General features: G+C 73.9%; 11 protein-coding genes. 8 read left to right on the forward strand and 3 right to left on the reverse strand.

What is annotated here, in order from left to right:
- Positions 1 to 281: 281 nt before the first annotated feature.
- The 7 genes from ACZ6WH_RS13490 to ACZ6WH_RS13520 all read left to right on the forward strand — a co-directional run bounded on the left by ACZ6WH_RS13490 (position 282) and on the right by ACZ6WH_RS13520 (position 10000).
- Positions 282 to 1577 (forward strand): glycoside hydrolase family 18 protein, encoded by a 1296-nt coding sequence (locus ACZ6WH_RS13490; protein WP_469728200.1) that lies wholly within the window; start codon positions 282 to 284, stop codon positions 1575 to 1577.
- Positions 1578 to 1874: 297 nt separating this feature from the next.
- Positions 1875 to 2384 carry a DUF6230 family protein gene (locus ACZ6WH_RS13495; protein WP_469728944.1) on the forward strand — a complete coding sequence of 170 codons (510 nt, stop codon included), beginning with the start codon at positions 1875 to 1877 and terminating at the stop codon, positions 2382 to 2384.
- Positions 2375 to 3385, forward strand: coding sequence for a DUF6114 domain-containing protein (locus ACZ6WH_RS13500; RefSeq protein ID WP_469728202.1), 1011 nt, complete (start codon positions 2375 to 2377; stop codon positions 3383 to 3385). Before ACZ6WH_RS13495 ends, ACZ6WH_RS13500 begins: the two co-directional genes overlap by 10 nt.
- A 218-nt stretch (positions 3386 to 3603) precedes the next feature.
- Positions 3604 to 6249, forward strand: a complete 2646-nt coding sequence (lanKC, locus tag ACZ6WH_RS13505; RefSeq protein ID WP_469728204.1) for a class III lanthionine synthetase LanKC — start codon at positions 3604 to 3606, stop codon at positions 6247 to 6249.
- On the forward strand, positions 6246 to 6362 hold the full coding sequence (locus ACZ6WH_RS13510; RefSeq protein WP_432861929.1) for a SapB/AmfS family lanthipeptide: 117 nt from the start codon (positions 6246 to 6248) through the stop codon (positions 6360 to 6362). The genes lanKC and ACZ6WH_RS13510 overlap by 4 nt, the downstream gene beginning before the upstream one ends.
- Before the next feature lie 69 nt (positions 6363 to 6431).
- Positions 6432 to 8213, forward strand: a complete 1782-nt coding sequence (locus ACZ6WH_RS13515; protein WP_469728206.1) for an ABC transporter ATP-binding protein — start codon at positions 6432 to 6434, stop codon at positions 8211 to 8213.
- Entirely contained in the window at positions 8210 to 10000 is a 1791-nt protein-coding gene (locus ACZ6WH_RS13520; RefSeq protein ID WP_469728208.1) for an ATP-binding cassette domain-containing protein, read from the forward strand. The genes ACZ6WH_RS13515 and ACZ6WH_RS13520 overlap by 4 nt, the downstream gene beginning before the upstream one ends.
- Here the strand turns inward: ACZ6WH_RS13520 and ACZ6WH_RS13525 are convergent.
- Positions 9930 to 10535 (reverse strand): response regulator transcription factor, encoded by a 606-nt coding sequence (locus tag ACZ6WH_RS13525; protein WP_469728209.1) that lies wholly within the window; start codon positions 10533 to 10535, stop codon positions 9930 to 9932. The two genes, ACZ6WH_RS13520 and ACZ6WH_RS13525, sit on opposite strands and share 71 nt — an antisense overlap.
- Positions 10536 to 10767: 232 nt before the next feature.
- Positions 10768 to 11715: a DUF1444 domain-containing protein gene (locus ACZ6WH_RS13530; protein WP_469728211.1), complete on the reverse strand. Its 948-nt coding sequence runs from the start codon at positions 11713 to 11715 to the stop codon at positions 10768 to 10770.
- Between the two features lie 179 nt (positions 11716 to 11894).
- Here ACZ6WH_RS13530 and ACZ6WH_RS13535 point away from each other — a divergent pair, with 179 nt between their 5' ends.
- Positions 11895 to 12113, forward strand: a complete 219-nt coding sequence (locus ACZ6WH_RS13535) for a hypothetical protein (RefSeq protein ID WP_361561581.1) — start codon at positions 11895 to 11897, stop codon at positions 12111 to 12113.
- 49 nt (positions 12114 to 12162) lie between these two features.
- Here ACZ6WH_RS13535 and ACZ6WH_RS13540 read toward each other — a convergent pair whose 3' ends face one another.
- Positions 12163 to 12924, reverse strand: coding sequence for a FadR/GntR family transcriptional regulator (locus ACZ6WH_RS13540; RefSeq protein ID WP_432861917.1), 762 nt, complete (start codon positions 12922 to 12924; stop codon positions 12163 to 12165).
- Between the last annotated feature and the right edge of the window lie 2 nt (positions 12925 to 12926).

Raw genomic sequence — 12926 nt, forward strand, 5'->3', positions numbered from 1 at the left:
GCCACTGCCGCGGCGATGATCCCTCTCCGGATCGCGGAAGGCGACGACCTGCGGCGGTGGCGCAGGGAGTATGCCCGGTACGGCGGTGTCCGTCACCGGTTGATCGACTTCTTCCGGAGGTCGCCCGGGAGCCGTCGGGAGTTCAGCAAATTGGTCCAAACCATTGACCGAGTTGGTCTAGTCCTTCTACCTTCTCCTCCGACGCTCCACGCGTTCGGCGCCACTGCGGACGCAGGTCACAGCACTCTCCCCTCGATGGACTCCCACTCCGAGGAGCAACCATGCTCAGACCGCACAAGAAGCGCCTCACGCACAGACTCGCAGCGGTCGCCGCCGGTCTCTGTACGGCGGCGCTGGCCGCCGGCGGGCTCGCCGGAACCGCCGCGGCCGCGCCCGCCGACACCGCCGCGAAGCCCGCCACCACCACGAAGGCCGCGCAGCCCGCCCCGGCGGGCGCAGGAACCGCGGCGGCCGGCAACAAGGTGGTCGGCTACTTCACCAACTGGGGTGTCTACCAGCGCAATTACCACGTCAAGAACATTGAGACCTCCGGCTCGGCGGCCAAGCTGACGCACATCAACTACGCCTTCGGCAACGTCACCGGCGGCAAGTGCGCGATCGGCGACTCCTACGCCGACTACGACAAGGCCTACACCGCCGACCAGAGCGTGGACGGCAAGGCCGACACCTGGGAGAACGGCGCGCTGCGCGGCAACTTCAACCAGCTGCGCAAGCTGAAGGCGCTGCACCCGAACCTCAAGGTGATCTGGTCCTTCGGCGGCTGGACCTGGTCCGGCGGGTTCGCCGAGGCCGCCAAGAACCCGGCGGCGTTCGCGCAGTCCTGCTACGACCTGGTCGAGGACAAGCGCTGGGCGGACGTCTTCGACGGCATCGACATCGACTGGGAGTACCCCAACGCCTGCGGCCTGACCTGCGACACCAGCGGCCGTACCGCCTTCACCAACGTCATGAAGGCGCTGCGGGCGAAGTTCGGCGGCTCCAACCTGGTGACCGCGGCGATCACCGCCGACGCCTCCTCCGGCGGCAAGATCGACGCGGCCGACTACGCGGGCGCGGCACAGTACGTCGACTGGTACAACCCCATGACGTACGACTACTTCGGCGCCTGGGACGCGAAGGGCCCGACGGCCCCGCACTCCCCGCTGACCTCGTACAGCGGCATTCCGAAGGCCGGCTTCAACAGCGACGACACCACCAAGAAGCTCAAGGGCCTCGGCATCCCGGCGAACAAGCTGCTGCTGGGCATCGGCTTCTACGGGCGCGGCTGGTCCGGCGTCACGCAGGCGGCGCCGGGCGGCACCGCGACCGGCGCGGCACCGGGCAAGTACGAGGCGGGCATCGAGGACTACAAGGACCTCAAGGGCCGCTGCCCGGCGACCGGCAAGGTCGGCGGCACCGCGTATGCCAAGTGCGGTGACCAGTGGTGGAGCTACGACACCCCGGAGACCATCGGCACCAAGATGGCCTACAAGGACGCGCAGGGAATGGGCGGCACGTTCTTCTGGGAGCTGAGCGGGGACACCGCGAACGGTGAGCTGATCAAGGCGATCAAGTAACCGCATCGCACCAACCACACGTCGGGCGGGAGGCCGTGGGCCTCCCGCCCTTCGTCGTTGCAGCACTGTTGACGCGCCGTCAACAACGGCTCTAATCTCTCGACAGCTACCTTCGTTACCGCAAGTAACCGCACGTCAGCGCTGTGACCGCACGCCATACGCCATGACCGAGCGCTCCCCCGGGAGGAAGCAGTGGGCAGTGATCAGCGGGCCGTACCGGAAGGCCGCACGTCCTGGAAGAAGAGCGCGGCCGTGGCCGTCCCCGCCGTACTGGCCGTCGGAGCGCTGGCGACCGTGATGGCACAGGGCGTACTCGCCGCGTCCTTCGCCGTCTCCGGCACCAACTTCCAGGTCGCCTCCGGAAAGTTGACCAGCGACGGGTTGTCCTCGTACGTACACACCGACCGCGCCGCCGACGGCACCGGCCACCCCGTCGCGCTGCTCGGCATCGGCAAGGCCTCGCTCTCCGACATCTGCCAGTCGGCACAGGTCGAAACGCCGGTGGGACCGGTGGTCTTCAAGCTCACCGCGGGCGGCGCCGCGGGCCCCGTCACCGCGGACAGCCTCGTCATCGACGGCGAGGACCTGGTCGGCGACGCACGGTTCGGTACGGCCCAGATCGGCCGGGACGCCTCGACGCTCGACGAGGTACCGGGCATCCGCGGCCCCAGGGGCAAGTTCGGGCTGCAGGCCGGGGACATCGAGGTCGCGGGCGTGAAGTCGCACGCCTGGTCGGCCACCGGCGGGAACTTCCGCCTCAAGGGGCTGAAGCTGGGCGTCAGCCTGGGCGGCAAGAAGTGCTTCTGAGGCGCCCGCGCCCGCCGGCCCGGCCGACAGGGCTCCGGGCCCGGTGGGACGCGCGCCTTCCCTGGCCCGAAGCACGGGCGCGGTTCGGCAGGTGGTGGCGGACCCGGCCGTTCTGGGCCGGGCTGCTGCTGATCCTCGGCGGCGCCGAACTGCTGCTCGTACCGCTCTCCCCGCTCGGCGTACTGGTCAGCCTGGGCATCGGCGGACTCGCCGCGCTCGGCATCGGGCTGGCGCTGATCGTGGCCGGGCTGTTCCTGTGGTGCACCCCCGGCGCGCGGCGCTACGTCAGCGTCAACGCGCTCATCCTGTCCGTGATCTCCTTCGCGGCCACCAATCTCGGCGGCTTCCTGGTCGGCATGGGGCTGGGCATCGCCGGCGCGGCGATGGGCTTCGGCTGGACGCCGCTGCCCGCGGAACCGGACCCCGCGGCGGAGGAGAGCGTTGCGGAGGAGGACGCCGCTCGCCCGCCGGGCCGTACGGGCCCGCGCACCGCGCTCGCCGTGGCCCTCCCGGTGACCCTGCTGGTCACGCTCGGCGCGCCCGCCACCGAGGCGCGCGCCGCCGGCCCGGGCATCCCCGCGCCCGCCGCCGTCCCCACCGTCACCACCAGCCGTTTCGCGCCGAAGGGCTTCACCGTGGCCGGGGTGGAAGACGTGCCCACCGCACGCGGGCCGGTCCGGGCGATGGTGCTGCGGATGAAAGCCGCGTCGCTCAGCGACTACCGGCTGCTGACCCGTGACGGCCGCGACGAACTGGGGCTGGGAGCGAAGGAGCTGCAGCTCAGCGGGGACGTCACGCTCTACCTCACCAAGTTCAGCGGCTGTGTGGAAGGGGTGCTCTGCCTGACCTTCACGCCCGACCGGCTGCCCGTGCCCCCACTCGTGCCGCCCTTCGTGTACCTGACGGACGTCTCGGCGGAGCAGGCCCTGGTCACCTCGGACGTGATCACCGCCGACGGCCTGCGGCTGCGCGCCGACGCGCCGGTGCCACCGGCCGGCTGACCCGGCGCGCCCGCACCCGGCCCACCGTGCGTTTGTCACGGGTGGGCCGTGCGTCTTTCCCGGTCAGCACGTGACGGACGGCGCTGTTGCGCGCCGGGCAACTCTGCGATGGTCGCAGATAGGTGGTGCCGCAGCGACATCCGCGGGACGGATCCTCGCCCGGTGCCACGCGCGCGGCGAACGCTTCAGGGGCCGACGCTCCGGGACCGGAGGGTTCAGTGGACAAACGGTACGAGGTCTACTGCCTCATGGACCCCCATTTCTACGACGCACCGGCCCGTGCCGAGGGCGGGGAAACCGCCTTCCCGCAAGCCCTGGGGCCGGTGCCGGACGGCTGGCGCCGCGCGGCGGTGGACGACTGGATCGCACTGCGCCCCGGCGGTGGCACGCTCCCCGCACAGGGCTGGAAGATCCACGTATCGGCGTGTCTCGACAACGCGGCGGACATCCTCACCACGGTCTGGGAGTACTGCGTACCGCGCCGGATCGCCTTCAAGTTCCTGCCCGACCGGGACACCCTGCTGCTCGCCAACGCCAAGTACGCGCACCGCGGTTCGAGCGGCAAGTTCGTGACGGTCTACCCGGCGGACGAGGCGGAGCTGGAGCGCGTGCTCACCGAGCTGGGCCGGCTGCTCGACGGCCGGGCCGGCCCGTACATCCTCAGCGACCTGCGATGGGGCGACGGTCCGCTCTACGTCCGGTACGGAGCCTTCGCCGAGCGGTACTGCGTCTCCGCGGACGGCGAGGTCGAACCGGCGGTGGCGGACGGCGACGGGCGGCTGGTGCCGGACGTCCGCGGGCCCGCCTTCCAGGTGCCCGACTGGGTGGAACTGCCGGACTTTCTCGCCCCGCACCTCGCGCGGCGCGGCGACGGCGCCGCCCTCGCCGACCTGCCCTACCGGTTCGACAGCGCACTGCACTTCTCCAACGGCGGCGGCATCTACGCGGGCACCGACACGCGCACCGGTGAGCGGGTGGTGCTCAAGGAGGCCCGGCCGTACGCGGGGCTGACGCCGGACGGGCGGGACGCGGTCGCCCGGCAGCGGCGCGAGCGGGAGATGCTGGCGCGGCTGCGGGGACTGGACTGCGTTCCCGCGCTGCACGGCCACTTCGAGCAGGGCGGCCACCACTTCCTGGTCGAGGAGTTCATCGAGGGGACCGAGCTCAACGACCTGTTCGTCGACCGGTACCCGCTCACCCTCGCGCGCCCGGACGAGGCCGCGACCGCCGACTACACCTCCTGGGCCCTCGACGTGTACGACCGCGTGGCGCGCGCCGTCGGCGAGGTCCACGCACGCGGGGTGGTCCTCGGCGACCTCCAGCCGTCGAACATCATCGTCCGCCCCGACGGCGGCGTGGTCCTCATCGACCTCGAAGGAGCGGCGGACGAGGCCGAGGGGCGGCGGCAGGCCCTCGGCGCCCAGGGGTTCACGGCACCGCGGAGCATGCGCGGCACCGCCGTCGACGACTACGCCCTGGCCTGCCTGCAGCTCTTCCTCTTCCTGCCGCTGACCGGCCTGCTCGCCCTCGCGCCCGGCAAGGCGGGGCAGTTCGCCCGGGAGGCGGCCCGCACCTTCCCCCTGCCCGACGGCTACTTCGACGCCGCGGTACGCCTCCTCACCGGCGCCGGCGGGACCGCCGGCGGAGCGGCGGCCGAGCCGCGGCTGCGGCCGGACCGCGCGGGCTGGGCGGAGGCCCGCGACGCGCTGGCCGGTGCCGTCCTCGCGGCGGCCACGCCCGGGCGCGACGACCGGCTCTTCCCCGGCGACATCGAGCAGTTCGCCTCGCCGGGCGGCGGCCTGGGCGTGGCGTACGGCGCGGCCGGCGTCCTGTACGCGCTGGACGTGACGGGCGCCGGGCGCCACCCGGGGCACGAGGAGTGGCTGATCCGGCGCGCCCTGCGCCCGCAGCCGGGCACGCTGCTCGGCTTCTATGACGGGCTGCACGGCATCGCGTACGTCCTGGACCACCTCGGACACCGACACGAGGCGCTGAAGATCCTCGACCAGGTGGCGGGCGAGCACTGGCAGCGGCTCGGCCTCGACCTGCACGGCGGGCTGTCCGGCATCGGCCTGAACCTCCTCCACTTCGCCACGGCCACCGGCGAGCCGGCCCTCCAGGACGCGGCCCGCGAGGCGGTGGACGCCGTGGCCGCCCGGCTGGGCCCGGCCGACGCCGTGCCGGAGGTGAGCGGCGGCGGACACCCGTACGCGGGCCTGCTGCGCGGCTCGTCCGGCCCCGCGCTGCTGTTCCTCCGGTGGTACGAGCACACCGGCGACCCGGAATTCCTCGACCTCGCCGCGACGGCACTCCGGCAGGACCTGCGCCGCTGTCTCCTACGGGACGAGGACGGCGTCATGGAGGTCGACGAGGGCTGGCGGACGATGCCGTACCTCGCGGACGGCAGCGTCGGCATCGGCCTCGCCCTGGACGACTACCTGGCGCACCGGGAGAACGAGGGCTTCATCGCGGCCGCCGAGGCGATCCGCCGCGCCGCCGAGGGGCGCTTCTACGTCGAACCGGGCCTCTTCGACGGCCTGGCCGGGATGATCCTGCACCTCAGCCGCGCGCACCCCGCCGGCACCGCGGCCGAGCGGGATACGGGCGTCGCTGACCAGATCCGCCGGCTGGCCCGGTACGCCGTGGTCCACGAAGGCCGTCTCGCCTTCCCCGGCGAGGAGTTGCTGCGCCTCTCCCTGGACCTGGCCACCGGCAGCGCCGGAGTGCTGCTGGCGCTCGGTGCCGCCCTCCACGACTCCCCCGTGCGGCTGCCGTTCCTCGCGCCGCCGCCCGCCCGGCACGCCGGGCCCCCGAGCCATTCCGTCCCCGTCCCCATGGAGAAGTACGGAGGTGAAACACCATGACGATCCTGGACCTGCAGAGCATGGAGACCGCTCACCACGGCGGCAGGCCGAGAAGGAGCGGCGCCAGCAAGTACTGCGGAGGCACCAGCCGGCTGAGTCTGCTCCTCTGCTGAAAGACCGGCGGGGCGAGGACGTGCCAACACGTCCCCGCCCCTTCGCGTATCCGGAACCGGGAGTGGGCCATGGACCGACACGCCGCGGACCGCCTGCTGCTGGCGGCAGCGCGGCGGGGCGGGCCCTGGGTGCCCGCCATGCTGGCCACCTCCCTGCTGCTCGCCGGTGTGTACACCGTGCTGCCCGCCCTCATGGGCCGCACCGTCGACGCCGTGCTCGCCGGCGGCCACGCCACCGGCTGGCTCACCCTCAGCATCGCGGCGATCGCCGTCCTCATGGTGTGCGACCTGCTGGACGACCTCGTGGGCAAGCTGGCCGAGGCGCGTGCCACGGCCTGGCTCCGGCACACCCTCCTCCAGCACGTCCTGGACCTGGGCACCCGCGCCACCCGCCGCTTCACGGCCGGGGACCTGGTCAGCCGGCTGGTGGGCAACTCCGCGCGGACCGGTCAGGTGGCGTCGACGCTGGTGTGGGCCGTGCTGGACCTGGTGCCGCCGGTCGGCGCGGTCGTCGCGCTGGCCCTCATCGACCCCTGGCTGTGCCTCACCTTCCTCGTGGGGCTGCCCGTCGTGCTGTCCCTGGTGCGGACGTTCGTGCGCGACGCCTCCGACATCAACGAGCGCTACTACGCCGCCCAGGGCCGGGTGGCCGCCCGGCTCGTCGATGCCCTGACCGGGATCCGCACGATCACCGCGGCCGGGACCGTGGACCGCGAGGTGGGCCGGGTCCTCGGGCCGCTGCCGGAGCTGCGCCGGCACGGCGCCGGGATGTGGCGGGCCCTCGCGCGGGTCTCGGCGCGGGAGGCCCTGGTCATCCCGCTGCTGGAGGTCGCCGTGCTCGCGGTCGCCGGCCTGGAGCTGGCCCGCGGCCGCATCACGCCCGGTCAGGTGCTCGCGGCGGGCGAGTACGTGGTGCTGGCCACCGGGATCAGCGCGCTGGTGTCGTCGGCGAGCCGGCTGGCGATGGCCCGCGCCACCGCGGGCCGGGTCGCCGAGGTGCTCGCCGAGCCCCCGGTGCCGTACGGCGGCACGCGTCTGCCCGACGGGCCCGGGACGCTGGAGTTCCGTGGCGTCACCGTGCGGGGACCGGGCGGCGACGGGCGCGGCCCCGGCGGCACCGTCCTGGAGGACGTGTGGCTGACCGTCCCCGGCGGGACCCTGGTCGCGGTCGTGGGCCGCTCCGGGTCGGGGAAGTCCCTGCTCGCGGCGCTGGCCGGGCGGCTCACCGACCCGGACGAGGGCGAGGTGCTGCTGGACGGCGTGCCGCTGCCCCACCTCGGCAGGCCCGCGCTGCGCGGCGCCGTGGCGTACGGCTTCGAGCGTCCGGTGCTGCTCGGCGAGACGTTCGCCGACGCCATCGGCATGGGGCCGCGGCCGGCCTGTGCCGAGGAGGTGGCGCGGCAGGCCGCGGCGGCGCGGGCCGATGCCTTCATCCGCCGGCTGCCCCAGGGGTACCGGACCTGTCCGGCGGACGCCCCGCTCTCCGGCGGCGAGGTGCAGCGCGTCGGGCTGGCCCGGGCATTCGTGCAGGCCGGTCGGGTGCTGGTACTGGACGATGTGGCCGCCAGCCTGGACACCGTGACCGAGCACCACGTCAGCCAGGTCCTCACCGGCGCCCTGGCGGGCCGCACCCGGCTCGTCGTGACCCACCGCGCGTCCACCGCCGCCCGGGCCGACCGGGTGGTGTGGCTGGACGGCGGCGGCGTACGCGGGCAGGGCACCCACCGCGAGCTGTGGTCGCGGCCGGAGTACCGGGCGGCGTTCCGCCCTGACCCGCCCGTGGGCCCCGAGGTGGCAGCGAAATCCGGGGGCACGAGGACCGGAGGCAGGCAGACCGGGGGCGCGGCGTGACGGGCGCGGCCGGGCTGCTGCGGTCGTCGCTGCGACGCCGGCGCCGGGAGTTCGTACGGCTCGCCGGGTGGTCGCTGATCCAGGCCGTGCCGGCGTTCCTCTCGGGGTGGGTCGTCGCCCACGCGGTGGACGACGGCTTCCTCGCCGGCCGGGCCGGAACGGGCTTCGCCTGGCTGGGGGTGCTGGCGGTGGCGGCCGGGATCGGCGCGTGGGCGACGCGGCACGCGACGCTCGGGCTCGCGGCGGTCGTCGAGCCGCTCCGGGACGAGCTGGTCACGATGGTCGCGTCCGGCACGCTGCGCCGGTCGGCGCGGCGGGCCGACCGGCCGGCCGACACCGGCGGCGTGGCACGGCTGACCGAGCAGGTGGAGATCGCCCGTGAGGCGTACGCGGCGGTGGTGATGTTCGTGCAGGGGTTCGCCGCCTCCGCGGTGGGGGCGCTGCTGGGCCTGGCCACCCTGGACCCCGCGCTTCTGCTGTTCGTGCTGCCGCCGCTCCTCGTGGGGCTCGGGCTGTTCGCGGGGGCGCTGCGGGCGATGGCCGCGCGCCAGCGGGACGTGGCGCTGGCGGACGAGCGCGTCGCCGGGACCGCGAGCGAGGTGACCGGCGGGCTGCGGGACGTGGTGGCGTGCGGCGCCGAGGACGTCGTACGGGAGCGCGCGGGACGGGACATCGACGCCTCGGCGCGGGCCACCCGGGCGCTGGCCCGGATGACGGCGGTGCGGACCGCTTCGCTGGCGGTCGGCGGCTGGCTGCCGCTCGTCCTCGTGCTGGCGGGCGCGCCGTGGCTGGTGCAGCGGGGGGTGACGGCGGGTGCGGTGCTGGGTGCGGTGACGTACGTGTCGCAGGGGCTCCAGCCCTCGTTGCAGGAGCTCGTCTCGGGGGTCGGCGACAGTGGGTTGTGGCTGCTGGTGACGCTCGGCCGGGTCGCGGAGGTGGCCGAGGGGCAGCGGGCCGGGTCCGGTGCCGGCCGGGTGCCCGGACACCCGCGGGACGCGGGGGTGGAGCTGCGCGGCGTCACGTTCGGCTACGCGCGGTCCGCCGAACCGGTGATCGACGGGCTCGATCTCGCGCTGCGGCCGGGCGAGCATCTGGCCGTCGTGGGGCCGAGCGGGGCGGGGAAGTCGACGTTCACCGCGCTGGTGGCCGGGGTGCTCACGCCCCGGTCCGGCGGTGTCCGGTTGGGCGGCGTACCGGTCGGGTCCCTGGACGGGGGGACGGCCCGGCACCGGGTGCTGATCCCGCAGGAGGCGTACGTGTTCGCGGGGACGCTCTGGGAGAACCTCACCTACCTGGCGCCGGACGTCCCGGTGGCGGCGGTGGACGAGGCGGTGGCCGAGGTCGGCGCCCGGCCGCTGGTGGACCGGCTGGGCGGCTACGAAACGGCCGTGGACGGGCAGCGGCTGTCGGCGGGGGAACGCCAGCTGGTGGCTCTCGTGCGCTCCTATCTGCCGCCTGCGGAGCTGGTCCTGCTGGACGAGGCGACCTGCCATCTCGACCCGGCAGCCGAGGCGCGTGCGGAGGAGGCGTTCGCCCGCCGCCCGGGGACGCTGATCGTGTGCGCGCACCGGATCAGTTCGGCGCTGCGGGCCGACCGGGTGATGGTGCTGGACGGGAAGCGGGCCGCGCTCGGCACGCACGAGGAGCTGATGGCGGGGTCGGCGCTCTACCGGGACCTGGTGGGGCACTGGGAGGACGGGGGCGGGGGCCCGGGGCTCAGAGCCAGCCCGACTCCCGGGCGATCCGGATCGCGTCGATCCGGTTCCGCGCCCCGACCTTGCGAGTGATCGCCGAGAGGTGGTTGCGGATCGTGCCGACGGACAGCGACAGCAGGTCCGCGATCTCCCGCCCGGGGGTGCCGGCCGCGGCGAGCCGCAGGACCTCCCGCTCCCGCGGCGTCAGCGGGTCCTGCGCCGCGTCGAGCACCAGCAGCGCCAGCTCGGGGTCAATGTAGCGGTGGCCGCCGACCACCTTGCGGATGCCCTCGACGAGCCGGTCCGAGGGCGCGTCCTTGCAGACGAGACCCGGCGGCCGCAGGGCCAGTACGCTGCGCAGCCGCTCCAGCGTCGGCGTCCCGGCGACCAGCAGCGTCCGGCATTCGGGGAGCCGCTCGCACAGCGTGCCGGCGGCGGCGAGCACCTCGTCCTGGTGGCCGTCGACGTCGATGACGACCACGTCGGGGCGGTAGGTCAGGGCCCGGGCCAGGACCTGGCCGTCGCCGTCGGCCTGCGCGACGACCTCGATGTCCGCTTCGCGGGTCAGGAGTGCGGCGAGCGCTCCGCGCATGAGCCCGTTTTCCTCGACGAGAAGAACACGGATCACTGTCGCTCCCTGGGATCGGACCTGTCCCCGCATCCCCCCGAGGAATTATCTCCGGGTATGCACGCTTCCGCCCGCCCTGCCGGGCACCCCGTGGATTTATTCGCGAAAACTTCGGGAAAGGCGGAACCTCTTGATGGGCCCGCCCGTTGTACCGAGTGAGGCCCCGCATCATCCCCCGTGTGCGGGGCCTCACCAATGCCCGCGGCCCCGGGCCGGAAGCCGGTCGCGACTTCTACGCCTCGTCCTGGACCAGACGGTCCAGCATGGTCTGGAAATCCTCGTCGACGATGACCCGCAGCCCGTCCCCGTCCGGTTCACTCAGCCGGGTCATCGTGCCCCGCCGCCACCAGAACACATTCGGGGTGATCGCGCCCGCCGAGTCCTCGTGCCCGGCCGCCGCGAACTGCGCCATCGCCTGGAGCGCCGGGATGACCTGGGCGTCGTGGATCCGGTGGAAGGCCAGCTGGTGCCGGAAGGGCAGCGCCACCAGCGCGCCGTCCGGGGTCAGCGGCGCGCCGGTCAGCCGCTCCGCCAGCTCGTCGAGGACCAGCACCCGGCTGGCGGTGAAGAAGGAGTCGCCGAGCACCACTTCGAAGTTCGAGCCGTCGCCCCGGCGGACCGTCTCGTGCCCCTCGACGGGCAGCGCCCGCAGGTTGTTCAGCGCGCGGATACGCAGCTCGGCGAGGTCCCCGATGTCCAGCAGCGAGTCCTCGCCGAGCATCTGCACCGCTTCGGGGAGGTCGAGCGCGAGCACCTCGCGCAGGCCGGGGGCGAGCGGCCGGGCGTACCGGAAGGATTCGGAGGCGGGCAGGGAGTCCTCGGCGACGACGCGCGGGTAGAGCCGGGCCCGGATCTCGTCCTCGGGCAGCGTCTCCAGCGGCTGGGGGCCGTCCATCGTACGGAGGACCTTGCCGACGTGGTCCCGGACGAGTGCGGGCCAGGCGCGCTCGCCGCGCCGGTCGCGGTGGCAGACGGCGGCGAGGTTGCCCAGGCCGAACTGCCGGCCGGACGAGTCGGCGACCATACCGGCGTACACGGTCACTTCCAGGCCCTGCTCGGCGAAGGCCGTCCGCACCTGGCCGCGGAAGATCCCGCCCTCCCGCTCGGAGAAGAATCCGAACTCCGCGTCGCGCGGGGTGTCGCGCGGATCCCTCTTCGGTCCGCGGCGGAACAGGCCCATCTCTTCCTCTTCCTCCCGGCGACAGCCACGAATGCGCCGATGGTAGCCGCCCGCCGGTCCGGCCTCGACCGCGCGTGACGCCGTCCGGAGCACGTACCGGAATCCGCCTGCCGCCATCGTCACGAGCGGATTCGGGGCTTCGGGATGCGCGGCGGGCGGCGGGAGGACAGCCTGGGGGTATGACCACACATCCACCGGTGATCGTGTATCCGCCCGCCGCCGGTGGGCGGCGGGTGACCATTCACGGCCAGATCGTGGGGCTCGCCCACGGCCGCGGGGACGTCGCGGAGTTCCTGCGCCGGGCCGGGGTGTCCGATGCCGAGGAGATCCCGCTGGCCGATCCCGCGCTCATCGAGTGGCGGGGCGGCGACCTGGACTACTGGCCGCGGGGCGAGTGAGTGGCGCGCGTACCGGCCTCCGTGCGCCTGCCGGAGGCCGGTACGTCCGTCAGCGGCCCTCCTCGGCCCGCTCCGTGCGTCCGCGGAGCGGGTCCAGGCGTGCGCGGACCCACCGTTCCACGTCGCCCACGTGGCGGCCGGCCGCGGTGAAGGCGGCCAGGCTGTCGCGGGAGCGCAGCGCGGCGTAGATGTCCATGTGCTGCTGATGGGTCCAGGAGAGGACGTCCGACTTGACCAGGGCACGCCAGATGCGGGCCCTGGCGGTGCGCTGGGTGACGGAGGAGACCAGCGACGTCAGCGTGCGGTTGCCGGTCGCGGCGACGATGTCCGCGTGGAAGGCGAGGTCCTCGCGGACCAGTTCCTCCGGGTCCTGCAGCGTCCGCATCCGTTCGATGCGCTCCAGCAGCCCGTCCAGCGCGGCGTCGTCGATGCGGGTGGCGGCCAGCGCGGTGGCGCCGGGCTCCAGGACCTTGCGGCACTCCAGCATCTCTTCCAGCCCGGTGTCCTGGGCCAGGTCCAGGAAGCTGCCGAGCGCGCTGAGCAGCCGCTCGGGGTGCAGGTCGGTGACGAAGGTGCCGTCCCCGCGCCGTACGTCCAGCACCCCCGCCATGGCCAGTGCCCGGACCGCCTCGCGGAGCGAGGGGCGGGACAGCTCCAGCTCGGCGGCGAGCACCGCCTCCGGGGGGAGGCGGTGGCCGGGCGCGAACTCGCCGCTCTCGATGCGCTTGCGCAGCCGGCCGATCGCCTCGTCGACGACGCTGCCGCCGCCGGCCCCGTCGGCGCGGCCCGGCCGCTCTTTCTTGGTGGGCATGG

The organism is Streptomyces sp. NPDC050806, assembly GCF_055586425.1.